Origin of the sequence: Geosporobacter subterraneus DSM 17957, from assembly GCF_900142145.1 — a bacterium.
GTDB lineage: Bacteria > Bacillota > Clostridia > Peptostreptococcales > Thermotaleaceae > Geosporobacter > Geosporobacter subterraneus.
The window spans coordinates 21,894-47,838 of record NZ_FQZV01000033.1 but is presented as its reverse complement, the minus strand read 5'-3'; the positions used below and the strand labels follow the sequence as shown (position 1 = coordinate 47,838).

The following is a 25,945-nucleotide window of genomic DNA, read 5'->3' as shown; positions in this document are numbered from 1 at the left end:
TCGTTGTAATCCCATATCTCATAATGAAGAACCTTTGGGAGGATATCAGTCTTGAATTTCTGATACTTGGGGGAATGAATATCATCATGAGCCCATTGCCCAAGGGGAACATATTTAGAAAGAAAAAGCACAAGCCAACGAATTTGTTGATTTTGGTATTGGATTATTAAAAGTAAATAGGTTATAATTGAGTTCATAACAATGACACCTTTCTTCGGGAATTTTTGTTGTGTAGGAACTTCAATTATAACCGAAAATAGGGGGTCATTGTTTTTTTATTTCAAAAAACTTTGTAACCCTTAATATATAAAGAGTTTAAATCTAAAAAGGGGTGTCATACTTGACACTACCATATAGGCAAAAGAGGGCTTAAAAATGAAGAACCAAATCAAAGAAATTATATTGAACCTTGGTGCAGATGTGTGTGGTGTCGCTAACATTGACCGCTTTTCTGAAGCACCAGCAGGCTTTCACCCAAGAAATATATTCTCCGACTGCAAATCGGTCATTGTGTTCGGCATAGTTCTTCCAAAAGGACTTACAATGATCGAACCAAGACTGAGATGCGGTCATTCAATTATGGCACATGCACAGAGGTTGATTGGATCGCATCAAGAGCAGCAAAAGAAATTGAAAGGATCTATAGTAGCTATGCTGTACCGCTTCCCTCAGACGGTCCTTATGAATACTGGGATGCAGAAAAATTGGAAGGCCGCGGCCTGATATCCATAAAACATGCCGCCGTACTCGCAGGACTAGGAACACTAGGCAAAAACACCTTGCTACTAAACGAAAAGTATGGTAATTTGCTGACTTTGGGAGTAGTCCTTACGGAATTTGATCTTGTCTCCGACTCACTTACGGAGAGTATCTGTAGAGGTGGTTGCAATCTATGTATCGAAAACTGCCCGTCTCAAGCATTGGACGGCCGAACCGCAAATCAGACAAAATGCAGGCCGAATACATACGGAACTAATGCCAGAGGCTTTAATACTGTTAACTGCAATAAATGCAGGGTAATTTGTCCAATGAGTCTAGGAAAGAGAAGGGATTAGCATAAGTGAGAGTCAAAAGGGACGGTTCTTTTAGGGGTCAATCGGAAGTTTTGCCTATGAAAAAAGGCTTAAACATTAGCTAATATCTGGTGTTTAGGCCTTAATTTTCATTTTGAATTAAGTCTGCAAAATTTTCGATTGCCACAGAAGAATGAAATCGCTGGAATCAAAACTAATAAATAAGAACTATGGGGTTTTAATATTTTTGATTTTATCTTTTTGTATTTTAATGCTGCAGTTTACCTTTTCTACACGTGGGACAAAGCCTTACATCCCTGCCAACTAGAATACAAAGAACTTCAATGGTTGATAGCCCTTCAAATTTGGCTTGTACATTGGACTCAATGTTAATTTCCTGCAAAGGGTCAGCTTAGTATTTTTGTTACGGTTGGCAAGTAGTCCATAATGCCTAATTTTAACAAAACCTTTGGGTAGAATGTGCATTAAAAACCGTCTAATAAATTCTACTCCTTTTAAGGTCAGTGTTCTCTTTTTGCTTTATTTTTGTTTTTAATAGTAAAAGTTACTGTCTCTTCATCCATAGAAATAATTCGGGTGTTTGGTATGGCTATTCTGTTTGTGTACGTCCAAGGTATTTTACTACAGCTAAAGGACCTGAAAATGCCCTCCCAGAGCCTTAGTTCTTCTTGCTTTCCCAAAACGAATGATACTCAGATTATAGTACCAAATATTGGATGATTATTGATATAATAGAACTAAGATTTCTGAGTCAACAGATAAGGAAAAAGGAGGTTTCTATATGAGGTCAATACAATTGGAAACACCGGTACTTATTTTGGATTTGGACGTTTTTGAAGAAAATATAAAGATAATGAAGGATTTTTTAGAAACTGTATGATTAGCTCTGCGGCCGCACTATAAATCCCATAAGTGCACAGCCATCGTACACCGTCAAATTGCAGCGGGTGCCAAGGGGATCACATGGGCCAAGCTTGGAAAGGCGGAGGATTTGGCTAATTTCGGCATCGAAGACATTCTTATTGCCAATCAGATTGTACAGTCGTCTAAAATTGCGCAAGTGGCATATCAACTGTCTGTGTGCATAACGCAGATAATGTATACGCATTGGCAAAAGCTGCTTTGGTGAAGGGCACTACTATCTACTGCTTAGTGGAGTTTGAGGCCGGTATGAATAGATGTGGTGTCAATACCTTTGAAAAATTCTATGAGTTGGCTGTGTTAATAAGCAAGTGCCCGCACCTTGTTTTTGAAGGGATTCAGGCCTATGCCCGCCAGTTTTTTCATGAAACGGACTATGAAAAAAGAAAAAACTAAAGTGGAGAAGATCGAACAAAGGATTGATGAACTCCTCAGCTATGTTGAGCAGAGAGGACTACCTGTCAAGGAGTCAGCGGTGTAAGTACAGGAACTATAGAATTCAGTAAAGGGGGCAATGGCTATACAGAAATTCAGGCTGGAAGCTACATATTTATGGATGCAGCTTATAATTCTTTAGATATGCATTTCAAGAACGCACTTTTTGTTCTGACCACGGTAATTTGTTTTTGTTTGGTAGAATAGAAACCGAGCAATGCGGAAGCTAAAAATCCGTGCAAAAAATGGAAGAACTCCATTGCAAGCACCCCTAAAATGTACTATCCTTTTTAGTGACGAAACTGAAAAGGAGAATAAGGAGATGTTAACAATGGAGCAAGTATATCGTATCAAATATTTGAAGAAATTTGAAGGGAAAAGTTTAAGAAAGATAACTTTAACATAGAAGTTCGGCCTAAACAAATCAGGTCAGGAAAGCTATCACCATATAGAGACGCAGTAATGAAGTGGCTAACCGATGATGAGAAAGCTCCTCACAAGCAGCGGCATACTGCCAAACGGGTCTATGACAGGCTGCGGGAGATCTACAAGGATGAATTTGATGCCTCTGAAAGATCCGTGAGAAGCTTCGTGGCAAAGCTTAAGAAGGAACTGAAGATTGATACCGACGGCTCCCTTCCTCTTGACCATCCTCCAGGAGAAGCTCAAGTTGACTTTGGTGAAGCCAGATTTATCGAAAACGGAGTTACATACGACGGCCATTATCTAAACATATCATATCCACATAGCAATGGTGGACATACCCAGTTATTCAAAAGTGAGAATCAAGAATGCCTTCTGGAAGGCTTGAAAGCGATATTTGAGCATATCGGCGGTGTTCCCACTGTCATATGGTTTGACAATATGTCTACAGCAGTTAAGAAAATCAAGGACTATGGTGAAAGAGACCTGACCAAAGGCTTTCTAAGATTCATGATGCACTATGGCTTCAAAAGCAACTTCTGTAATCCCAACAGTGGGAATGAGAAGGGTTCAGTTGAGAACAAGGTGGGCTACCACCGCCGGAATCTCTTTGTGCCGATTCCGGAATTTAAGGACTTGCGAGAATACAACAAGGAACTTCTGCACCGCTGTGATAAAGATATGAAAAGGAAACATTACAAAGGACTCGGGTTGATTAGTGAACTGTTTGAGGAAGACAAGAAGGAATTCTTCAAGCTTCCGGAAGTTCCCTTTGAAGTGTATCTGCATGAATTCACAAAGGCTGACAACTATGGCAAGGTTAAGTTCGATACTAGAACATACTCATCTTCTCCAAATGCAGCAGGCAATCAAGTGATGATAAAGGCTGGAGCCTATGATGTTGAAATCTTGGATAGTGACTGTAATCTGATTGTCAGACACAAGAGGCTCTATGGAGAAGAGAGAGAATCAATGATCTGGATCCCATACCTTGAGCTAATGGCTAAGAGACCAACAGCATTGAAGTATACTGGACTTTTCAATCAGTTACCGCTGACACTGAAGCAATTTCTAGAAAACAGTGATTATGAGTGCAAGAAACAAACCCTGAAGATATTTGCACGTATGACTGCAGATACCAATATGGCTGCAGCAGTGGCTGCGATTGAAGAAGGAATCAGATGTGGTGCCAGAGACGCAGACAGCATGTGGGCTACATATTGCCGCATAAATTCCGGAAGTTTGCCGGTAATGGATATGTCCCTTCCGGATACAGTTCCGGAACTTAACAACTTTACGCCAGATATTAATATCTATGATGAACTGATAGTTTGTGGAGGTCTTTAATCATGAATTCAGATGCATTGATTAAGCAGTACTGCAAGGAGCTTCGGTTTGGGAGAAACCTCTATGACAACTACAAAAAGATTCAAGCTAGTGATTATGCAGACTTTCTGGCACAGCTTCTAAAGCTTGAACTGGATAACAGAGAACTAACACGCAAGAATAGGAACCTAAGAGCTGCTGGTTTTGATATCATAAAGACTTTTGAGGGGTATAGCTTCAGTCAGATACAAATACCCCCGGCACTAGATGTTGAACAGCTAAAGACAGCAAGCTTCGTAGATAAGAAAGAGAACCTGATCCTTTATGGACCCGTGGGAACAGGAAAGTCACATTTGGCAACTGCAATTGGTGTAGCAGCCTGCAGTAGTGGCAAGAGAGTGAGATTTTTCCGTACAGCATCATTGGTGAACCAGCTTAGTGAAGCAAAGGCAAAAGGTGAACTGAAACGCTTTATGAGGCTGATAGAGAAAACTGATTTATTGATATGTGATGAATGGGGGTATATCCCCTTTGAAAAGGAAGGATCTCAACTGCTGTTTCAGATCATATCAGAATGCTACGAAAGAAGAAGCGTCATCATAACGACAAACTTGGAATTCAGCAAGTGGAATGGTATTTTCTATGACGAGAAGCTGACCAGTGCTATTATTGATAGGCTGGTTCATCACAGCCATCTGCTGGTCTACACAGGACCAAGTCACAGGCTAACACACTCAACCATGAAATCCCAATAATGGGAATGGGGTGCTCGGAAAATTAAGTTCCGGAATGCTCGAAAAGGTACTTGCCAAAAACAGATAATGGAGAAAAATAAATAAGACTGATGGATTTGCCTGAATTTACAGAAATGAGGATGAATGAAAGAGTACTGTGGCATTTTATGACAAACCTGTTCCCAAGAGAAGACAAACGAAACGTCCCCTTGTCTTCGAAAATAAACCGCCGGCTATCCTTAGCCGGCGGTTATGATTCAGACGGAGATGACTCCTTATCTTTGTGCTTCGTATTGTCTTAAAAGCTTCACAAATAACTCAGGAATTTTTGCCATGTTTTCAGGAGTTTCTACGAATGAAATCCGGAATTGTGTGCTGCCTGGGTTATGCTCACCTGGTTGAATATCATAGAATCCTTTCATCGGTGCGATCAGAAGGGTTGTTTGAACACCGTCGATCTCAACAGATCCTTCTCCTGCACAGTATAAAACGAAGTCAATTGCATCAAATCCAGGTTTTACTACATTTCTAACATCAATTACGGTGTAAATAGATGCGTCAGGGCTTGAAACAATCAAACCTGGCTCTTGCTCTTTCAGACCTTTATATACACCAACGATTTGTTCTCTGTAGTACTCTCGAATACTCTTGCACCACTCAGCGATTTGCTCCTTGCTTTCATGTGCCAGTGCACCGAATATATACTGTCCGATTACGTTGGCGCAAAGGTTTGCAGTATATTCCGCTACGGAACGGTTGTTGAATTCTGCATTGTCCGTAATTAAAGCACCGATTCTTAAGCCGCATGCATTCCATACTTTTGATGCAGTTTCGATACTGATTCGTCTGCCTTCAATGCCAGGAACATCTGCGTCGGTAACTCCCCAGATACTCACAAGCTTGCTGTCTTCTACATAATAGAGTTCACGATAAGCTTCATCACTTACCATCCACATGTTATATTTCACGCACAGTTTTGCCAGCTCTTTAAGTGTTTCGTAATCATAGTACTGTCCTGTAGGATTGTCATAAGGGATGACAAGAAGTGCTCCAGGATTATGGGCTTTAATGGCCTCTTCGATCTTATTCAATTCTGGAAGATTGTACTTGCCGTCTTCGCCTAGATTACGCTTTACTGTAACTGTTTTGCGCCCGATTCTTTCTGCAAAGGAAATGTAATTGGTATAGGCTGGATCGATCATCATAAGGGGCTTGTCGCCAGTACCCGCGGCTCCACACACACCCATTAAAAGCAATTCCATAGCAGCAGATCCGCCATCGGTTATCTGAACGAACAAATTGCTCGTATCGAAACCTTCACATTTTAGGATGTTTTTAAATGCATCCTGACATTCTGTATAACCAGCGGTAGTTGAATATCTCACAACACCCTTTGCAAATGGGCTATCAGGTGCATCTAATGCAAACATCCTTTTCTGCATAGCGGGATTTGTCGGGAGTGAAACATTACCGATGCCTACATTGATTACTGCCTCGGGCTTGACTTTGCGCTCCTCATACTTCATTTGCGCCAGTCGAACAGCTGATGGTTTTCTTGATTCAAAGTGAGCTGATAGAATTGGTTTACTCATGAATAAATCCCCTTTTCTAAAAAGTATTTTTTAATTTTCGAGCCACTTTACTTTAAGTATTCGAGTATAACGTTTTCTTAGTGTACCCAGTACTATTTTATCATCAATTTATATTCTTTTCACTTTTTTTTATATGCTTTTTTAATGAAAAACTAATTATAAAAATCATTTGTCTGAACTTTTTTATTTTCAATAAAAGCTTCAAGAGGAATGCCTAAATTTTATGAAAGATGACGTATGATTCAATAAATTTTGAAAATAATAGCATTGACACATTGGATGAAAAAACATATACTATTTAAAAATATGAAATAACTGTGAAGGGAAGAGTAGGTGTTTGGAGTCTCGCAGCGAGTCAGGGTTGGTGGAAGCCTGATGAGATGAATTATACTGAAGGACCTCCTGGAGTTGGTTATCTGAAAACCGTACTTGGTGAATAGGAAAACCCGGATTTCCCCGTTATAGGAAGCAAAGTGAACTATTTGTTTTGAAATAGTTAAAAAGAATGGTACCGTGGGCAGAAACTCACTTCTTGTAAAAAAGTGAGTTTTTTATATTTATCCATGGTAAGGGGAGCCTGTGCACACTCTGCCTTATTCTTGATATCTATTTCTCAATAAATAGTTAAAAAGAGTGGTACCGCGGTCAAATCGCCTCTTATCTATAGAGGTAATTCCTAAACTAAAGCTATCAGAAGCAATACAGTTATTAAAAGACCAATATGGCAAGGTGAATCTGGATGGAGACTTAGATCCTGAAGGAGAAGTGCTTATATCTAGTTATGTAAAGGAAAAGTATGGGTCAGATTTCGTTTTCCTTACCCATTATCCCCAATCAAAGAGACCAATGTATACGATGCCTTCTGAGAATTGTGAAACCCATAGCTTTGATCTGCTATTCAGGGGGCTCGAAATCACTACAGGAGGTCAAAGAATACACCAATATGAAAAGCTAAAGTACAATATGATAAAACATGGCCTTAATCCTGAGGATTTTGAAGGATATTTGTCTGTATTTAAATATGGAATACCCCCTCATGGCGGATTAGCCATAGGCCTTGAAAGAATAACAGCTATGCTCCTGGGATTGGATAATATTCGGGAAGCAACACTCTTTCCAAGGGATAGGGGAAGATTAGTCCCTTAATTCGATAGCATAGCTTTAAGGTGAGATCTTTGGCTTAGTTTAGGGCAGTATAGTTAATATATGAGAAAGAGGATTCTCAAATGAAAGCATCTATCTTGCGGGTAGGTGCTTTTATTGTATAAGAAAGCCGGTAAAGCATCAAAAGCTTTAAGTAATGATTGACTATTATATTTTATTGGCACTGCACACGCCGATGCATGGGTATGGCATAATGCAGTTTGTTAAAGACATAAGTAATGATCGGGTAAATTTAGGACCCGAAACCTTATATGGAGCCATCAACACAATGCTGAGCAAGGGGTGGATTTGCGCAGTAAAAAATGAGGGAGACAGCAGAAAAAAGGGATATGAAATAACAAAAACCGGGCGTGCTATGGTACTAGAGGAAATTCAAAGATTAGAGGAGTTAATAAATAATGGTAAAAGAATAGTAGGGGGCGATGCTCTATGAAGCAGGTAGCAAGGAAATTGTTTATAGACTTTGAAAAGGAAGAGCAATGGATTAATAAAATGGCCACAAGGGGGATGAATTTTATTGATTCAAAATACCCCCTATTTAACCTAATCGAGCTAGATAAATAAGGGGTATTTTACTTTTACGGCAAGTTCTTAGGAAAAAATAGATGGATGATTAGATGTCTTCATGTTTCACTAGGATGCTTTGCTTTCTACGACCTTTTTATCCTCAGCCATCTTTGCTTTTTCCCATGCTTGATACTGGCTAAGCAGATTCAGTGCTCTTTTAATAATCTTATCCTGAACCTTTGAACTATCTTTAAGAATTTGAGACATCTGTACTAACTGGATATCCAAATACTTTGGATTTTGAAATTTACCGGCAAAAGAGGATGGATCTGATTTTTTTGCTGATGCAGAAAGGGTCTCTTTGAACATCAGAAGCAGAAAACTATTTTTCTTTTGCTTTGGAACCTGTTTTGTTTGTTCATAGACCTGATTAAAAAACTTCTCAATATTGCGTTTTCTATAATAATAAAATGTAACACCTGCACCAATGCCTAAACTTAGTACTGCGCCTACAGTAAACATGCTCGTAATATCCATGAATAAGTTCACTCCTTTGTAAGATATACTATTCATTTTATCATAATTCCGCTGAAAACACACTACTATGGGGCATGAAGCCAAATGATGAAAGCGTCTAATAGGTCAGTTTAATTTTTTATATAATAGGAAAGTGCTGCTTTCCTATTATATAAAAAAGAGGGGTTGTTGGGGATGAAATCCCCTGCTCTATGCACTATTAGAGTCAGTTTATGATACAAATGCTTCTTACCTCAAGTCACGAAGAGGATCAGATCATCAACTGCAAGCACTGCTGAAAAACGATAGCCTGCTATGACGGATTCGGGTTTTAAATCAGGAAGTTCAGTATAGGGATGATCGAATATTTTCATAGAAGCTTCCCCCTTCCATAAACATAGAGTATGCGTACATTCTATAAAGGAATCCGGCAGGTGTATTGTAAAAAATTGCAATACACAGCAGTTTAAAGTGATAAATCAGTGATATAATGATGTATATATTCTATTTAGGATGGTGTTTATAAAGGAGATACATTATTATCGGGTAGATGCATGCAATATGGTTGAGATTAAAACCTGTGCCAATGATGTACATGCATATAAGGACCATCTTCACCAGGAATTATCAATAGGCTATACAGAAAAAGGGGCAACGATTTTAAATGTAAACGGAAGGCCATGATTTAAGAGATATACATGAGGATCTGCGTGTTTGTTTCAGTAAAGGGGCTGAAAAGTTTCTGCCCTTTGGTGCTAAAGAATACGAAGCTGTGGAAGACCGGGAACTGATTTTTACCAGCGGCGATATAGTCCAAACTAGAAAATGGATCTGGAGACAGAGTGAATTAGGTAAAATGACACTGGATACAAAAGATGTGTTTTTTCAGTTGGTAGGATTTGACTGCACCGAGGATGGCCATTTGAAAAAGGCTCTTGATACACTGGAGAAGCTTATTGTATAAAGGTTTGGAGGTAAATGCCAGCGCTACATAGTGAATCAGGATAATCCCAGGATTGAATTTTAACCGAGAGGAATTATGATCGTGAAACCTTTTACTGAAACAGTGATTCGAATAATATCCGGCATTCCCAAAGGCAGAGTCATGACCTACGGGCAGATTGCAGGTCTTGCAGGAAATCCCCGGGCTGCCCGTCAGGTTGTCCGTATACTCCATTCAATGAGCGGGAGGTACAGCCTTCCGTGGCATCGGGTTATTAATGGAAAAGGACAGATAGCTTTGAAAAATGATGTTTCCTTTACTGAACAATTAATGCTCCTAGAGATAGAGGGTGTTGAAGTAGACTTAAATGGGAATATTGATTTAGCCAAATATCAGTGGCATCCATAGGGCGTATGCATTCACTGAAATCTGAAGCAGCTCTAGCAAGGGTTCAGATTAGCGGTGTCATCTTCTATTAGAGCAACTCTGCCATGATGTAATTGTAAAGAAGGCTATATTATGATATATTGGTTTCATAAAGAATATTTGGAAAATAATCCAAAATAAAGGAGGAAGAGTATGGCTATTCTTACAAGATTCAGAGATATTATGGCAAGTAACATCAATGCGATATTGGATAAAGTGGAAGATCCTGAAAAGATGATAGAGCAGTGCCTGAGAAATCTTAACAGTGATTTGGGAAAGGTAAGGGCAGAAACCGCTTCGATTATAGCAGAAGAACATCGGGCAAAGAGAGCATTAGATGAGCTTATAGAAGAAATGAATAAAATGCAAAGCTATGCAATCAAAGCCTTAGAGGCCAATAATGAAGACGATGCCAGAAAGTTTTTAGAGAAAAAATCTACATTAGCAGCAAAAGAAGCGGGGTTAAAGGAAGCCTATGATTTAGCGGCAGCCAATGCCAATAAGATGAGAGAAATGCACGACAAACTGGTTGCGGATATCCGAGAACTGGAAGCCCGTAAAGATATGATTAAAGGTAAGCTGGCTGTGGCGAAAACCCAGGAAAGAATGAATAGAATCAGCTCCTCTGTAAATAGCACCAATAATTCCCTATCGGCTTTTGATAGAATGGAAGAGAAGGCAAATCTGGCTCTGGATAAAGCAAATGCTATGGCAGATTTGAGTGCAGGGACGAAGGATGACATAAAGAACTTAAAAGAAAAATATGATAATGCTGCAAACATAGATAGTGAATTGGAAGCCTTAAAGGCAAGTTTAAAAAAATAAGCAATCTGCATACAAATGAAGCTGTAGTTTTGATCTACAGCTTTTATCATCTTTAAAATGCAATTGGCCTCAATTTACTATAGGTGATATACTGGTCTTAGGGTATTTATTGAGGAGTCTGATTGTTTATTTTTAATGGGAGGTGGGGATGATGGTTATCCATTATAAGTGCCCCGATTGTGGCGCTGATATGGGTTTTGATAGTGAGTCCGGTAAGTTATCCTGTGACAGCTGTGGAAGAAAGGACAATGTAGAGGATTTTCCAAAAGAATTTATGTTCAATAGGTTTGCGGAAGGCGAGGCTGTGGAGTATCACTGCAGGAACTGCGGTGCAGTTATACTGACGGACGCAGATACTACAGCCACTACCTGCAGTTTTTGTGGGGCAGGGGTCGTACTGGGAGATCGGCTGTCGGGAAATATGGCTCCTGCTAAAGTCATACCTTTTACGATCAGTAAAGAAAAGGCCATGAAGGCATTTAAAGCATGGTGTAAAAACGGGCGTTTAACTCCAAAGGGATTTATGACGGCAGACAGAGTAAAAAGCATAACGGGAATCTATGTTCCTTTTTGGTTATACGATCTGAACAGTAAAGCCCAGGCAGATGCGGTATGTACGAAAGTCAGAAGCTACAGCAGAGGAGATTACATATATACAGAAACCAGCTATTATGATGTACATCGAAGCGTAGACCTTAATTATCTAAAAGTACCGGCAGATGCTTCTGTAAAAATGAGCGACCAGCTGATGGATAAGCTGGAGCCCTTTGATTATAGCCAGCTAAAGGATTTCAATACTCCCTATTTAGCCGGTTATATTGCAGAGAAGTATAACTATGATGATAAGCAGCTGCTCTCAAGGGTAAAGTGCAGGATAGAGGACTATGTAGAATCCTATATCAACGCTACGATCACCGGATATAATACGACAGCCTATAAGAGCAAGCATATTGATACAACCAAAAAGCAAGCTTATTATACGCTGCTTCCCGTATGGATGGTATGTTATGACTATAATCAGGCAGAGCATGTTTTCGCCATGAACGGCCAGACTGGAAAGATCGTAGGGAAGCCTCCGATCAGTTATGGAAAAGTGGCTGCTTGGTTTGCAGGCATTGCAAGTGCTGTATTTATCCTGCTGAAATCAGCAGCATGGATTATTGGAGGTGGTTTTTAATGCAATTCTCATTGTATTTAAGAAGGCTTTCAATCATTATGCTGATCATGTTTATAATACTGAGTATTAGTCCTGTAATGGCTGCTGAAACAGCAAATCAAAAGGTATACGATTTTGCGGGACTTTTAACGGCGAAGGAAATCGCAGAACTGGAGAGCTTGTCTAGCGAATATAGCCAAAAAAGACAGGTAGACATTATCATATTGACCACTAGGGACACACAAGGTAGAGATGTTGTAAGATATATGGAAGACTTCTATGATGAAAATGGGCTGGGTTACGATAAGCCCCATGGGAATACGGCGATTCTGACCATCGACATGGAGCATCGGGAAGTGTATGTTGCAGGCTTCTATAAAGGTAAGCAATACTTAGATGACAGCAGATGTGATCTGATTCGAAGGAAAATAACCCCCGATTTGTCTGCAGGTAACTATTATGAGGCTTTTCGTTCCTATATAGAATTATCCTATCGATATATGGGCATAAGGCCAGGAGTAAACCCAGAAAACATATTGTTAAAAACCTGGTTTCAAATACTTGCTGCTGTCATCGTTGCCAGTGTCAGTGTCATGGTGATGGCTTATCATTCGGGAGGCAGAACCACTGCGGGTGCCGGGACTTATTTGGATGTTAACACTTCAAGGATTACCAGCCAAAAAGATACCTATATAAGAACCGATGTTACGAAACGTAAAAAGCCTTCTGATAAGAACAAGAGCGGCGGCGGAAGTATTGGGGGAGGCGTATCCAGCGCGGGACACTCCCACAGTGGAAGCAGAGGGAGTTTTTAATAGCATAGCTAAGTGAAGGGAAGGATAAATATGATTTTTAGGAAGCAATTTGCCGATGTGGTAGAGTGGGAAGAGTTCAGAGATGATATGATTTTTTGGAAATGGAGTAACCGGGAGATAAAGAAAGGAAGCCGGTTAATCATTCGGCCGGGACAAGACGCCATATTTTTAAATTCCGGAAGAATCGAGGGGATATTTAAAGAAGAAGGGGATTATGATATTGAATCCCAAATTATTCCCTTTTTATCTACACTGAAGGGCTTCAAATTTGGGTTTAACAGTGGAATGCGTACAGAAGTATTGTTTATAAATACCAAGGAATTTACAATAAAATGGGGTACTAAAAATGCGATTCATATGCCACACCCGCAGCTCCCAGGAGGGGTTCCTATTAGGGCCAATGGAACCTTTCATGTGAAGGTGGATGATTATGTGACCTTGATTGATAAAATTGCCGGGATAAAGGAAGCCTATTTTGTAGAGGATGTAAAGCTAAGGATCGTATCTGTGTTAGATCAACTTCTAATGAAATGGATCAGCAAAGAGGGAAAGGATATGTTTAATCTTCAAGCCAACGCCTTTGATATTGCAAAAGGAATCAGAGAAGATTTGGATATGAGCATCCTGAAGGATGGATTAACCGTTACCGGATTTAATATTATTAGCTTTAATTATCCTGAAGAGATACAGAAAATGATAACCAAAACCGCTTCCCACAGTATGATCGGAGATATGGGGAAATATCAGCAGGTAGAAATGGTGGACGGCATTGCATCCGGAAGGGTTAAAGGCGGAGGAGCCGCCTCTGATATGACAGGTATGATGATGGGGATGAATATAGCCGGTGAAATGATGAAACAAATGAATCAGAATCAAAACCAAAACACAACTTTGCAACAAAGGCCCAATTTCTGTCCCAACTGTGGTACAAAAACCGGTGAAGGTAATTTTTGCTCCAACTGCGGAAAAAAATTGGTGTAGGATAAGTATTATTTCAGGGGTACACCATAGTAAGTAACAAAAGAGAGTTTATTAGATATATTCATTTTGTATTTAAAGACCGCTACTACAGCGGTTTTTAAATACAGGAAAAACTTTCTGCAGTTCATAAAACTACAGGGGTGAAATGAATGCTTAATCTTAAGCGGTCGATTATGCTTCAATATGAAAAAAGATAAAATAAGGGTAAAACGGCGATAGGTTGGAAGATGGGGAATCGCCTGACCGTGAATAAAAGACAAACGAAACGTCCCCGTGTCTGCAAAGGCATACCAGGCCTCCTATAGAGGAGGGGAAATGACGCTAAGAATGCAGAAGAATGATAGGCTAGAGATAATAGGGACTGCAAAGATCGTATTTAAAGGTGAATTAAATATTTAGTAATTTAAAGAGGATTGTCCCGCATAATTAGCAGGAAAAATTTGATTATTCAGGAGAAGGTAGAAGGATTAGAAATATTTTTATATAATAAAGAGATAAAGAGACTATTGATAAAGCGGGGACACATATGAAATATAGAAAGCCCATATATCTGCTGCTAATCTTTATATTTTTAGCGGGAGTCCATACAAATAATTCCTATGCCCATCATACAAATCCCCCTATAATACTGAAGGCAGGTGTTGATCCTAGCCTTCCTCCTTTTCAATTTGAAGAGGATGGAAAGATAAAGGGCTTAAACGTAGATATACTCAATCTCATTGCAGAAAAAAATAATGCACAGATAAGTTATATACCTCTAAATAAAGGAGAAAGCATAGCCTACCTATTAGATGGCCGTATTGATTTGGTTTTGGGCGTGAGATACGATCACAGGCTATCAGACCAAATACATTATACAGAGAGTATTGTTCAGTCTGTGGTGTGCATGCTGGCTAAAACTGAAAACAGCAAAGAAATCCGGGATAATCTGAACAACAGGTATTATCTTGCCAGCGTTGAGAATGATTCTGTTGAACTGAACTTTCTTCAGAATCTCAGATTGATCAACTTTAATGTAGCTTTTAATCAGGAGGATGCTTTTGAACTCCTACTGCTAGATCGAGCAGATTTTCTCCTAGGGGTGAAGGATGTAGCCGAATATTTGCTAAACAAGCATAGCCTGGCAAATGAATACACCATTGTAGACAGCTATACCACCCCGGTTGAATATCTAATTGCGGTTAAAGGAGATAATAGAAACCTTTACAATCTATTAGACAAAGGAATCAGCCAGCTGAAGCTCAGTGGAGAGTATGAAGAACTTTATTTCAAATGGGTCGATAATGGTGCCGCAAACATAGCCCGACGGCTAGAGAGCATTATTAAGATAAGCATTATAGGACTTATCCTGGGGCTAGTCATTCTATTTATGGGTATTGTCTGGAACATGCAGCTAAAGGAACAGGTCAAGCTGAAGACCCTTGAGCTTTCCAAGACCAATAGGGATCTGGAGGCGCAGATTATTGAAACCAGAAATAATATTGAGTTAAAGGATTTAATTTGTGAAAGCAGTCCTAGAGGTATTGTAATCTTTGATGTAGAGGGAATTATCTCCATATTTAACAGCTCTGCCCTAGCCATGGCAGAGCTTCAGGAGCCGCCTATCGGAAAATCCATTTTTGATATAGAGCCTATAAGCCTTATGCTCAAAGAGACTATGGACCTGGTTATGGAGGAAAGAAAAAGCTATGTATGCGAGCAGTTCAGATATGTTAGGAACAACAAAGAGTTCATCTATAGATATGTAATGTATCCTTTGCATGACTATGAGAAAAAGCTAAGGGGCTTAATCATTACCATTGAAGATATCACCCAAGAATGCAGACTAAAAGAGCAAATGGTGGAAAGGGATAAAAACCGGGCCCTTACGCAAATCATATCAGGAATATCCCATGAGATCAGAAATCCTCTTACTACGATCAAAACATTTATCGAGTTGATTCCAAGAAAAATAGACAACCAGAAATTTAAAGAGGAGATTGCAATCGCCGTTCCAGAGGAAATAGAAAGAGTGAATAATCTCATAGAGAGTCTTATCGACTACGCGAAGCCAAAGAGCCAAAATAAGACACGCTTTCAGCTGGAAGAACTGGTAAGCTCCTGCTTAACGCTGTTTAAGCCCGTTTTGGAGCAAAATAACATTGATTACCAAAACCGTATGCAGGGATGTACCTATATCTACGGGGATAGGAGTCAAATAAAGCAGGGGATCATAAACTTTTTTTTGAATGCCATAGACGCTATTGTGGAAAAGTCCGAGATGATCCATGATGCAAGCTATCAGGGAAAAATAATAATAGATGGTTTCAAGGAAGGCGATGAAGTGAGGCTTTCTATCCATGATAACGGTATAGGGATGGATGAAGAAGAGCTGGAAAGGGCCTATGAGATTTTTTATACTACCAAAGAAAAGGGAACGGGTCTGGGACTGCCTCTCTCTATTCAGATGCTTGAGATGAATCATTGCCGCGTATCGATAAAAAGCTGTAAATTCGAGTATACGGAAATCTTACTAATATTTAGGGGTGAATCCATATGAAAAATAAGATTCTAATTATAGATGATGAGAAAAATATATGTACATCCCTTACCTATGCATTAGAAGATCTACATGAGGTATCCACTGTTACCAATCCTAAGGAAGGGTTAGCCTTGCTGAAGGAAACAAATTTTGATTTAGTTTTGCTGGATTTACGAATTGGTAAAATCAGTGGATTGGATATATTAAAGAGCATTAAGACCATAGATCCTGATATCGTAGTAATCATGATGACAGCCTTCGGGTCCATAGATTCTACGATAGAGGCTATCAAAAATGGGGCATTTACCTATTTAACAAAACCATTGAACATCAATGAGCTGATCGTAACGATAGATAAGGCATTGGAATTTAGGGAATTAAACAAAAAGGTAGCCTATCTGAACAATGAGCTTAAAAATAAGTACTCCTACAATGGAATCATAGGCAAGAGTTCCTTCATGAAAAATGTGTTTACCCTAATCGATAAGCTTAAGGATGTGGATACGAATGTATTGATTACAGGCGAAAGCGGAACCGGAAAGGAGCTAGTGGCCCGGGCTATTCATTATGGAGGAAAGAGAAGCAATGAAAATTTTGTAGAGATCAATTGTGCAGCCATTCCAGACGGACTTTTAGAGGGAGAACTTTTTGGTCACAAGAGGGGAGCCTTTACTGGTGCCGACAGAGACAGCATAGGCAAATTTGAGTTTGCAGACAAGGGAACCATCCTGTTAGATGAAATCGGAGATATGAGTTTGACCCTGCAGGCAAAGCTTTTGAGGGTTTTAGAACAGAAGGAATTCACTCCTCTTGGAAGCAATACCCCTATAAAGCTAAAAGCCAGGGTCTTAGCCTCTACCAATAGGGATTTAAAAAAGCTTATGGAGGAAGGACTTTTTAGAAATGATCTGTTTTTCAGATTAAATGTGATAGAGATTAATTTGCCGCCATTGAGGGATAAAAAAGAAGATTTACCATTGCTGTTTCAGCATTTTATAGAAATGTATAATAGGGAGTTTGGAAAGCAGGGCACGAGGCTGTCTCCTGCGGCAGAAGAACTGCTTCTCAATTATCCGTACCCAGGGAACATCCGAGAGCTGTCCAACATCATAGAATGCGGTGTGCTCCTGGCTAAGGGTGACACCATAGAAATAGAGGATCTGCCGGAAAAAATCAGGATGGGTAAAGCCTATAGCCAGCTGGCACAGAAAAGCAACCCATTTTTAGGACTCAGACTGGACGAAATCGAAAAGCGAATAATCAAGGAGACCCTTGAACTAAATAAGGGCCATAGAAAAGCCACAGCACAGATGCTGGGGATTAGTGAAAGAGGTTTAAGAAACAAAATCAAAGAATACGGACTTTAAGGGGAAAATATTGCAGAAATGCGGCAAATTTTTCTCTTTTTTTATAGGGCATATAGGGGATAAAAATTGTGAAAACCTTTACGCTTGCCTACTTTGGAAAATTGGTATGATAATTGCTTCTGTATAAATGTGCAGTCAAAATCATTTAGAGGAGGAATTAGAAAATGAAGAGAAAGTCAATATTATCTGTTAGCTTAGCATTAGTGTTTTTGCTATTATTAACAGCATGCAGCAGCAATACCGGTGCCCCATCCAGTCAGAGCTCTGGAAACCCAGCGACTGGCAGCGAAAGTACGATTAATAAGAACGATTATTTCATAACTGTTGCAACAGGGCCAACCAGCGGACTATATTATCCAATTGGCGGAGCTTTTTCTAATGTGATTAAAAATCAGTTGGGGTATAAATCCTCTGCCCAATCAACAGGAGCATCCGTAGAAAATATCAACCTGATACTGGATGGAAAAGCTGATTTAGCCATTACCATGGCAGATGCTATTGCCCAAGCCTACGATGCTTTTGGGGCCTTTGAAGGAAAAGAACCAAAAAAGAATCTGCGGGCACTTATGGGCTTGTATCCAAACTATGTACAACTCGTAACCACTGAAAAATCAGGTATAACTAAATTTGAAGATTTGAAAGGCAAAAGGGTAGGTATCGGTGCACCAAACTCTGGAGTTGAGTTAAATGCCAGAATGATGTATGAAGCTCATGGCATGACATATAATGACAGCAAGGTGGACTATCTAAACTATGGCGAGGCTATAGACCAGATGAAAAATGGAATGATAGATGCAGCTTTTGTAACCAGTGGTATCCCAAATGCAACGATTATGGAACTGGGCACTACCAATAAGATCGTGATTGTACCGATCGAAGGCGAAGGGGCAAAGAACCTTATCGCAAAATACCCTTTCTTCGTAGAAGAGATCATTCCGGCAAATACTTATGATACAGGCAAAGATATAAATACGGTAACAGTTAGAAATATCATGATCGTAAGAGAGGAGCTTCCAGAAGAGGTTGTATATGAGATTACCAAGGGAATTTTTGAAAATATTGAGGACATAAAGGCTTCTCATAATACGGCCAACCAGCATTTATCCTTGGAAAATTCTCAGATTGGTGTCAGTATTCCTATCCATCCAGGAGCAGAGAAATACTACAGGGAAATGGGAATTTTAAAATAATATGAATGATAAATTAAGTGAGAAGAAGCAATTTATTGCTTCTTCTCATCTAAAAATCTATTTATTAACCCTCTCCTTACTGACAGCGGTTTTTTTTCTCCTATTTGATATATCCATCACACAAAGACTCTATATCGTCAATCAAAAGACGAATGAGGTGTATCTGACAGCAGATGTAAGCCCGGGAGATAAGCTTACCTACGGCTGGATTCACTCCCTTGAACAAATACCCTGGATAGAGGATTATCACGTATTGGAAAACAATCATTTAATGCTGGATCGGATTACCCTGGTGGGCTTTGGTGCAGGCATTCCCCATAACAAGGGTAAGGTGACCCGGATCGATGACGGAAGAATCATCATGGAGGAAATTAAGGAGGACTTTGAAGAAATCCTATGGATACATTCACAGACTGCTACCCAATATATTGGATTAAATGACCAGAGGATTATAGAAGGTAGAGATTTGCCTCATCATGAGTTGTTAAAATTGAGAATAGAAAAGAGGTTGAAGATATGTCGAAGATCACAATAGATAATCAAATAGGGGATGAACAGCTTGAGATTATCGAAAAGTATGACAAGGAGCAAAAGACCCGTTCCTTTGATAAGGCATCCCTGGCGAAGATGATCTATTGGGCTGCTGTTATCATTTCATTATATCATTTTATTACTTCCTTTGTTGGAGCACCGGCTACTTTAAAGCATAGGTCTCTACATGTCAGTATGATGCTGTTTTTGTCCTTTATCCTATATCCTGCCAGCGACAAAGCAAGCCGAAAGAAACTGCCTGTATATGATACGGTATTGGCGCTGCTGTCTTTAGGCATCACCCTTTACGTATGGATTGATTATCCGAACATCATCGCACGTGCCGGTTTGATTAATAGGATGGATATGATTGTAGGCACTTGCTTAGTGGTGCTGGTCTTGGAGGCTTCCAGAAGAATCTCCGGGTTACCCTTAACTCTACTGGCTATGGTATTTATCGCATATGCGCTATTCGGTAGAAATATCCCCGGAATTTTCTCTCATAGGGGTTATGATTGGTCATCTCTAGTGAATCAATTTTTCATCAGCACAGATGGAATTTATGGGACATCTGTTGGGGTAGCCTCCAGCTATATATTTCTATTTATACTATTTGGCGAGGTAATGAATAAATCTGGTATGGGTAAGTTTTTTAATGATATTGCCTTGGCCTTAGCAGGAAGCTCTATGGGTGGACCGGCAAAAGTTGCCGTTATCGCCAGCGGCTTTTTAGGAAGCATTAATGGTTCTGCCATTGCCAATGTGGTTACTACTGGGACCTTTACGATTCCTCTTATGAAAAAAACCGGATATTCTAAGGAATTTGCAGGTGCTGTAGAAGCAACGGCCTCTGTCGGAGGGCAGCTGCTTCCGCCAATCATGGGTGCTACTGCTTTTATCATGGCAGAGATGGTAGGAATAAAATACAGCAGTATCATTGTTTATGCTGCAATCCCTGCTATTTTATACTATATAGGTATTATTATTCAGGTGCATTTTAGAGCTTCAAAGAGAAACCTAGTGGGTCTTCCAAAGGAGGAGCTTCCAAAAGTCGGTGATGTGATGAAGGAAAGCGGACACCTTTTGATTCCTATCGTATTTTTGCTGGGCATGCTGTTTTTCAGTGGTAAAACCGTTGTGTTTTCAGCGTTCTGCTCTATCCTTGTGACCATAGCAACCAGTATGCTCAAGAAAAATACTAGAATGAGCCTAAAGGATATGATAGATGCCTTAGCCAGCGGGGCAAAAGGAACAGTATCCGTTGCCATGGCCTGCGCCATCGTGGGAATTATCATAGCGGTGACAAGTATAACCGGGTTTGGACTTAATATGGCCAATGCGATTATACAACTGGGAGGTACCAGTATCCTTGCTACCTTGATTTTTACCATGGTTACCTGTATGATTTTAGGTATGGGGCTGCCAAGTATACCTGCCTATCTTATCACAGCAACCATAGCTGCACCGGCTCTGGTGAAGCTGGGGATCCCAGTAGTAGCGGCTCACCTGTTTGTTTTTTATTTCGCAATGTTTGCAAACTTAACCCCTCCTGTTGCCCTGGCTGCCTTTGCAGCGGCAGGATTATCCGGCGGGGACCCGATGAAGACCGGTATAGCATCTGTAAAGCTGGCATTAGCAGGCTTTATTATACCCTATATGTTTGTATTCAATAATGAGATATTACTGCTGAATACAACTTGGCTGATCGCCTTAAGGGTAGCCTTTACTTCCATCATTGGGGTGATGATGATAGGGGTTGCCATAGAAGGCTACCTGTTAAAACAAGTACCGGTGTGGCTTAGAGCGGCATCCTTCCTATGTGCCCTTTTATTAATCACAGCCAATGTTATGCAGGACATGGTTGGATTTGCCATATTAGCAGTTTTGCTGGTACAACAAATGCTAAAAGTTAAAAAAGAAAAGGCGAATGCTTATTAGAAGAACCAGAAAATAGAGCTTAGGAGCATGTATTCCTAAGCTCTTTTAGTCCATATCCAGGGACCTGTTGAAATCTACAGATTTTAAAATAGTAAAACGGGGGTGGGAATTATGAATTTTGATGCCTTGATTTATCGTTATGGATCAAGAAGAAATGTCGTTTATGCAAAAAAGGGGATGGTAGCTACGGGGCAACCTATGGCCGCCCAGGCAGGCCTGGAGATTCTAAGGGCTGGGGGAAATGCCATTGATGCGGCAATTGCTGCCGCTGCTTGTCTGACGGTGGTAGAGCCAACATCCAATGGAATCGGGGGAGATAACTTTGCCCTAGTATGGACAAAGGGAAAACTTCATGGTCTCAATAGCAGTGGAAAATCACCGAAATCAATATCCATTGAAGGACTTGCTGAAAGGGGTATAACAGAAATCCCAAAGTACGGGTGGATACCGGTAACCGTACCTGGGGCTCCAGCCGGATGGGCTGTACTAGCCAAGCGTTTCGGCAGGCTGCCCTTGACAGAAACATTGGCTCCCGCAATAAGGTATGCAAGAGAGGGTGTTATATTAACCCCCAATGTAGCGAAACTATGGGAGAAAGCTTATAAAGAGTATAAAGCTACCCTGAAAGGGAAGGAATTCGCCGGCTGGTTTGAGACCTTTGCGCCAAGGGGAAGAGCTCCCGGAGTCGGAGAAGTTTGGGCTTCTCCGGACCACGCCAAAACATTAGAGCAAATCGCAGCCACCGATGGAGAAGCCTTCTACAGGGGAGCACTGGCAGATAAAATAGATCAGTTTTCCAGGGAATACAATGGTTTTTTAAGAAAAGGAGATTTAGAAGAATTTGAACCGGAATGGGTGGAACCGATCAGTGTAAACTACAGAGGCTATGACATTTGGGAGATTCCACCCAACGGCCATGGGATTGTAGCTTTGATGGCCCTTAAGATTCTAAGCGGATTTGAGTTTCATCATAGGGAACATGCAGATACACTGCATAAGCAGCTGGAAGCTATGAAACTGGCCTTTGCCGACGGTCAAAAATACATAGCAGACCCCAAAACGATGTCTGTAACGGTAGAACAGCTGCTGTCTGAAGAGTATGCAGCCAAGAGAAGAGCCCTCATTGGAGAGGAAGCGCTAACGCCCACATCGGGAGATCCTAAGTCAGGAGGAACCGTATACTTGGCTGCTGCTGATGAGGAGGGCAACATGGTTTCTATGATTCAAAGCAATTATATGGGCTTTGGATCGGGACTTGTAGTGCCAGGAACGGGAATAGCATTGCACAATAGAGGGCACAACTTTACATTAGATAGAAATCACGATAATGTTTTAGCACCGGGCAAAAGACCCTATCATACAATTATCCCAGGATTTATCACAAATGACAATCAGGCAGTAGGGCCCTTTGGGGTAATGGGTGCATTCATGCAGCCTCAGGGACACGTGCAGGTTGTCATGAATACAATAGATTTTCACATGAATCCGCAAGAGGCACTGGATGCTTATCGGTGGCAATGGGTAGGGGGAAAGACGGTTTATGTGGAACCGGACTTTCCTAATCATCTGGCTTTACAATTGGCCTTGAAAGGACACGAAATTATTCCCATACTGGATACATCCATCATGGGGCGGGGGCAAATCATCTGGAGAAATGAGAATGGGGCCCTTTGCGGAGGCACTGAACCGAGAACAGACGGCACAATAGCTGCATGGTAAGTTCCTTATTTACTCAATAAAGAGGATTCTTCATCTAGTACTTCAGAAGGTTCTTGGACCAGGAGTACCCCCGCAAGGACCATGGCAATACCTATATGTTGAAAGAGATTGAGTTTCTCATTAAAGACTAAAAAACTGACCAAGGAGGCTACCACTGGCTCAATTGTAGCAATGATAGAGGCACGACTGGACTCTACTGCATTCAAGCCTTTGGTATATAGGGTATAGGCCAGCATAGTTGAGAAAAATCCAAGCCCAACAATATATAACCATACTCTGGGATTTGAAAAGAGAGGGAATATGGAGCTCAATCCACTAAAGGGGGTTACTGCAACAGCGGCAAAAACAAAGGTATATACGGTAACTGTCAATGAATCATACTTTCTCAGGGCAAATTTGCAAAAAATGCTATATAAGGCGTAAAAAAATCCTGATCCAAGGCCCAGCATGAATCCATATAAGGAGATAGATCCACTGACATCAGGAAAGATGCCAATCACCAATGCACAGCCGATCAGGGTTGTAACCAAAGCAAGGATTTTTCTTGAAGTTAGTGCTTCTTTAAATAATATTCTAGAAAAGATGGTCACAAAAGCCGGAGCAGTATATAGAAGGATAGCTGCGATAGAAATCGAAGTTTCCCGAATGGCACTAAAAAGACACCAATTAAAAAGTGCAACGCTAATAATACCTGTGCCTATAAAATATTTGCTATCCTGCAGCTGGATTTTTAAGCGCTGTGGATCTTTAAAAAGTGTATAGAACAGGAGAAAAAAGGCTGCAGTGATTGCACGGATGGTAACGATTTGTATAGATGAAAACCCTAGTTTGTTCAGATAGGTTACGAAAAGTCCAATGATGCCCCATAAAGCAGCACCTATGGCAATCAATAGGTATGCTTTTTTTTTATTCATTTGATTTTCCTCCGGCTGTTTTGATATTATTGTAGATTATAAACCAAAATATACGAAAGAACAATACCTGAGTCAAAAGCGTTCCTTTGAACCATCAACCTGACGAAATGGAAGTTTTATAAATAGCAGGCCCTATCAGGGGCTACTATTTTATTGGAAATGATAGGATTTAAGCATATAATGAAGATAGAATAAGTTAGTTAATTGGGGAGGCAGTATGTTAAAGAGTGAGTTTATAAAAGATTATAAACATCATGCGTGTTATCGGTCGTCCTTTCAGGGGCATAAGGGCAACCGTTGATCCGTCCAGCAACTGGATGATTCGATCAATAGGCAATAAGGCTTTTCCAAAGCTTGCACGGTTTCCTAGGATTTCACAAACATAAATGATCTTAGAGGGCTAAAATGTAGAGGGATTAAAATAAGCTGAATAGAACAGGCAGCTATAACTCGGGCAAAGGAGAGATTCAAATGGATAGAGTAGATGAGTTCATACAGATATATAACGAGCTAGATCGAGAAATCAAGAGGGTTTTGAAATTAGATAACGGCACCCCCCATGTAAAGGCATTGGATATCATGGCGAAGAAAAATGATTTAATTGCAAGAAATCTAGATGTGTTAAAGCAGTATGCCAGACTGAGAAACTGTGTTGTACATGATACCGTCTCCGGGATTGAAGGGCCTATAGCTGTGCCGCTGCCAGAAGTAGTTGAGCGGTATCAAAGCCTGTTGAACCGATTTAAGAATCCCCTAACCGTATATGATATCTGCACCCATCGGTCAAAAATGCTGGTGGCATCGCCGGACAGCCTGGCTATAGATATTATGCAGGCTATGGAGAATCTCCTAATATCCAGAGTACCTATATTGGAAAAGGAAAAAGTGGTGGGCATATTCAATGGAAATGTCCTCATACAGTATTTAGCGTCTATGCAGAAGTGTCTGATTTCTAATCAAACAGTTATGAAGGAACTAATGGAGTTTACCAGCTTGGAGAGTCATCGGAAAGAGGAGTTTGACTTTGTAGATAAAACTTTAAACGTATATGATGCTGAAAATTATTTTAGGAAAAGAAATAAAAATAATCACAAACTGGTGGCGCTATTTATAACCTCCGATGGGACCAGACAGGGCAAGCTCTTAGGCTTGTTAACAGAATGGGATTTGTTCAACAAAGTTGATCGGTTATAAAAAGGTGTGTATCAGTTATTATGGATATATCCATGAGGAAGATGTAATTATAAAGATTAATGTAAAGCCTTTTTTAAGGAGCTTGTATTTTAGGCTGCTGGATCAGCAGGAATACGTAAAGATCGTCCATGAAATAAAAAAGATACTAGAGAAAATGAATCAATATAAATAGGCATTTTAAGAAAAACAGGTATCTATATGGAGGTATAGAGAATGGGAAACAATCTATTTCAATTTTCACTTTCAACAAATAAGTCTCAGGAGTTCATAGATATCACATATCTGGTGAAGCAGGCATTGGAGCAATCCGGAATCCGAAGCGGTATTGCTGTTATTTATTGCCCCCATACTACTGCAGGAATAACGATTAATGAAAATGGGGATCCTGATGTGGTGCGGGATATCCTATCGGCCTTGGACAAGGTGTTTCCTATAGAAGGTGATTATAGACATTTTGAAGGGAACTCTCATGCCCATTTAAAATCCTCCTACATGGGAGCAGAGAAGACCGTCATCATCAATGAAGGAAAACTACTCTTAGGAACATGGCAAAGTCTATATTTTTGTGAATTTGACGGACCCAGAACGAGAAAACTATTAATAAAGATGATATCCGATGAATGGGAATCCAGAGGTTGACATCACTGCTGTCTATGCATATAATGTTATTGAACACCACAATCTAAGAAAGGGCAAGGTACTGGCAGAAATGAAAATATAATTCACTTCAAGAACAACGTAAAATGAGAATCTGGATAAAGTCTTTAAAATAG

General features: G+C 40.2%; 26 protein-coding genes, 2 pseudogenes and 1 other annotated feature. Of the genes and pseudogenes, 24 read left to right on the top strand and 4 right to left on the bottom strand.

The features are described 5' to 3' along the window. The first annotated feature begins 375 nt into the window (after positions 1–375). The gene (locus BUB56_RS19920; RefSeq protein WP_242946344.1) at positions 376–723 is read left to right on the top strand and encodes a hypothetical protein; all 348 of its coding nucleotides are present in this window, start codon (positions 376–378) and stop codon (positions 721–723) included. 114 nt (positions 724–837) lie between these two features. Beyond that, entirely contained in the window at positions 838–1,020 is a 183-nt protein-coding gene (locus tag BUB56_RS19915; protein WP_242946342.1) for a hypothetical protein, read from the top strand. A 261-nt stretch (positions 1,021–1,281) separates the two neighbouring features. Here BUB56_RS19915 and BUB56_RS20495 read toward each other — a convergent pair. Next, positions 1,282–1,683: pseudogene (locus BUB56_RS20495) on the bottom strand (IS91 family transposase); the annotation flags it as partial. A gap of 431 nt (positions 1,684–2,114) precedes the next feature. On the opposite strand from BUB56_RS20495, the gene BUB56_RS12555 reads away from it, so the two are divergent. The 3 genes and pseudogenes from BUB56_RS12555 to istB all read left to right on the top strand — a co-directional run bounded on the left by BUB56_RS12555 (position 2,115) and on the right by istB (position 4,894). Next, positions 2,115–2,351 (top strand): alanine racemase, encoded by a 237-nt coding sequence (locus BUB56_RS12555; protein ID WP_190014491.1) that lies wholly within the window; start codon positions 2,115–2,117, stop codon positions 2,349–2,351. Positions 2,352–2,712: 361 nt separating this feature from the next. Further along, positions 2,713–4,160, top strand: a pseudogene (istA, locus tag BUB56_RS12550) (IS21 family transposase). Positions 4,161–4,162: 2 nt separating this feature from the next. Then, positions 4,163–4,894, top strand: a complete 732-nt coding sequence (istB, locus tag BUB56_RS12545) for an IS21-like element helper ATPase IstB (RefSeq protein ID WP_110941661.1) — start codon at positions 4,163–4,165, stop codon at positions 4,892–4,894. 254 nt (positions 4,895–5,148) lie between these two features. Here istB and BUB56_RS12540 read toward each other — a convergent pair whose 3' ends face one another. Next, entirely contained in the window at positions 5,149–6,465 is a 1,317-nt protein-coding gene (locus BUB56_RS12540) for a pyridoxal phosphate-dependent aminotransferase (protein ID WP_110941660.1), read from the bottom strand. A gap of 308 nt (positions 6,466–6,773) precedes the next feature. Then, positions 6,774–7,001 (top strand) — a binding site (T-box leader). 97 nt (positions 7,002–7,098) lie between these two features. On the opposite strand from BUB56_RS12540, the gene BUB56_RS12535 reads away from it, so the two are divergent. From BUB56_RS12535 to BUB56_RS20120, 3 genes are all read left to right on the top strand, one after another. After that, positions 7,099–7,611, top strand: a complete 513-nt coding sequence (locus BUB56_RS12535) for an amino acid--tRNA ligase-related protein (protein ID WP_110941659.1) — start codon at positions 7,099–7,101, stop codon at positions 7,609–7,611. 154 nt (positions 7,612–7,765) lie between these two features. Beyond that, positions 7,766–8,062: a PadR family transcriptional regulator gene (locus tag BUB56_RS12530; RefSeq protein ID WP_110941658.1), complete on the top strand. Its 297-nt coding sequence runs from the start codon at positions 7,766–7,768 to the stop codon at positions 8,060–8,062. Then, entirely contained in the window at positions 8,059–8,193 is a 135-nt protein-coding gene (locus tag BUB56_RS20120; protein ID WP_278319491.1) for a hypothetical protein, read from the top strand. Before BUB56_RS12530 ends, BUB56_RS20120 begins: the two co-directional genes overlap by 4 nt. A 69-nt stretch (positions 8,194–8,262) precedes the next feature. On the opposite strand, the gene BUB56_RS12525 is transcribed toward BUB56_RS20120, so the two are convergent. Then, positions 8,263–8,673, bottom strand: a complete 411-nt coding sequence (locus BUB56_RS12525) for a hypothetical protein (RefSeq protein ID WP_110941657.1) — start codon at positions 8,671–8,673, stop codon at positions 8,263–8,265. A 495-nt stretch (positions 8,674–9,168) separates the two neighbouring features. Between BUB56_RS12525 and BUB56_RS19435 the strand changes: the two genes are divergently transcribed. The 13 genes from BUB56_RS19435 (at position 9,169) to BUB56_RS12460 (ending at position 23,064) form a co-directional block, all read left to right on the top strand. Continuing rightward, positions 9,169–9,336 (top strand): cupin domain-containing protein, encoded by a 168-nt coding sequence (locus BUB56_RS19435; protein WP_190014489.1) that lies wholly within the window; start codon positions 9,169–9,171, stop codon positions 9,334–9,336. 10 nt (positions 9,337–9,346) lie between these two features. Further along, positions 9,347–9,616: a phenylalanine--tRNA ligase beta subunit-related protein gene (locus BUB56_RS12515; protein WP_110941656.1), complete on the top strand. Its 270-nt coding sequence runs from the start codon at positions 9,347–9,349 to the stop codon at positions 9,614–9,616. An 81-nt stretch (positions 9,617–9,697) separates the two neighbouring features. Continuing rightward, positions 9,698–10,003: an MGMT family protein gene (locus tag BUB56_RS12510; protein ID WP_110941663.1), complete on the top strand. Its 306-nt coding sequence runs from the start codon at positions 9,698–9,700 to the stop codon at positions 10,001–10,003. A gap of 171 nt (positions 10,004–10,174) precedes the next feature. Then, positions 10,175–10,846 (top strand): PspA/IM30 family protein, encoded by a 672-nt coding sequence (locus BUB56_RS12505; RefSeq protein WP_110941655.1) that lies wholly within the window; start codon positions 10,175–10,177, stop codon positions 10,844–10,846. Positions 10,847–10,997: 151 nt separating this feature from the next. Beyond that, positions 10,998–12,023 carry a TFIIB-type zinc ribbon-containing protein gene (locus tag BUB56_RS12500; protein ID WP_110941654.1) on the top strand — a complete coding sequence of 342 codons (1,026 nt, stop codon included), beginning with the start codon at positions 10,998–11,000 and terminating at the stop codon, positions 12,021–12,023. After that, positions 12,023–12,817, top strand: coding sequence for a TPM domain-containing protein (locus tag BUB56_RS12495; RefSeq protein WP_110941653.1), 795 nt, complete (start codon positions 12,023–12,025; stop codon positions 12,815–12,817). Before BUB56_RS12500 ends, BUB56_RS12495 begins: the two co-directional genes overlap by 1 nt. Before the next feature lie 30 nt (positions 12,818–12,847). Then, the gene (locus BUB56_RS12490; RefSeq protein WP_110941652.1) at positions 12,848–13,798 is read left to right on the top strand and encodes an SPFH domain-containing protein; all 951 of its coding nucleotides are present in this window, start codon (positions 12,848–12,850) and stop codon (positions 13,796–13,798) included. A 526-nt stretch (positions 13,799–14,324) separates the two neighbouring features. After that, entirely contained in the window at positions 14,325–16,337 is a 2,013-nt protein-coding gene (locus tag BUB56_RS12485; protein ID WP_110941651.1) for a transporter substrate-binding domain-containing protein, read from the top strand. Continuing rightward, a complete protein-coding gene (locus tag BUB56_RS12480) occupies positions 16,334–17,686 on the top strand; it encodes a sigma-54-dependent transcriptional regulator (protein WP_110941650.1) in 1,353 nt (450 codons plus the stop codon). The genes BUB56_RS12485 and BUB56_RS12480 overlap by 4 nt, the downstream gene beginning before the upstream one ends. A gap of 164 nt (positions 17,687–17,850) precedes the next feature. Next, positions 17,851–18,876: a TAXI family TRAP transporter solute-binding subunit gene (locus BUB56_RS12475; RefSeq protein ID WP_110941649.1), complete on the top strand. Its 1,026-nt coding sequence runs from the start codon at positions 17,851–17,853 to the stop codon at positions 18,874–18,876. A gap of 1 nt (position 18,877) precedes the next feature. Continuing rightward, the gene (locus BUB56_RS12470; RefSeq protein ID WP_110941648.1) at positions 18,878–19,411 is read left to right on the top strand and encodes a DUF1850 domain-containing protein; all 534 of its coding nucleotides are present in this window, start codon (positions 18,878–18,880) and stop codon (positions 19,409–19,411) included. Further along, positions 19,393–21,345 (top strand): TRAP transporter permease, encoded by a 1,953-nt coding sequence (locus BUB56_RS12465; RefSeq protein ID WP_110941647.1) that lies wholly within the window; start codon positions 19,393–19,395, stop codon positions 21,343–21,345. The genes BUB56_RS12470 and BUB56_RS12465 overlap by 19 nt, the downstream gene beginning before the upstream one ends. Positions 21,346–21,456: 111 nt before the next feature. Next, positions 21,457–23,064, top strand: coding sequence for a gamma-glutamyltransferase family protein (locus BUB56_RS12460; protein ID WP_110941646.1), 1,608 nt, complete (start codon positions 21,457–21,459; stop codon positions 23,062–23,064). A 5-nt stretch (positions 23,065–23,069) separates the two neighbouring features. Here the strand turns inward: BUB56_RS12460 and BUB56_RS12455 are convergent, their stop codons facing one another. Beyond that, positions 23,070–23,978, bottom strand: coding sequence for a DMT family transporter (locus tag BUB56_RS12455; RefSeq protein ID WP_110941645.1), 909 nt, complete (start codon positions 23,976–23,978; stop codon positions 23,070–23,072). A gap of 471 nt (positions 23,979–24,449) precedes the next feature. Here BUB56_RS12455 and BUB56_RS12450 point away from each other — a divergent pair, with 471 nt between their 5' ends. The 3 genes from BUB56_RS12450 to BUB56_RS12440 are packed head-to-tail and all read left to right on the top strand — an operon-like array spanning position 24,450 to position 25,811. Next, the gene (locus BUB56_RS12450; RefSeq protein WP_110941644.1) at positions 24,450–25,172 is read left to right on the top strand and encodes a CBS domain-containing protein; all 723 of its coding nucleotides are present in this window, start codon (positions 24,450–24,452) and stop codon (positions 25,170–25,172) included. Continuing rightward, positions 25,159–25,344, top strand: coding sequence for a hypothetical protein (locus BUB56_RS12445; protein ID WP_110941643.1), 186 nt, complete (start codon positions 25,159–25,161; stop codon positions 25,342–25,344). Before BUB56_RS12450 ends, BUB56_RS12445 begins: the two co-directional genes overlap by 14 nt. Before the next feature lie 41 nt (positions 25,345–25,385). Continuing rightward, complete coding sequence (locus BUB56_RS12440) at positions 25,386–25,811, top strand: secondary thiamine-phosphate synthase enzyme YjbQ (RefSeq protein ID WP_110941642.1); 426 nt, start codon at positions 25,386–25,388, stop codon at positions 25,809–25,811. The last annotated feature ends 134 nt before the right edge of the window (positions 25,812–25,945 follow it).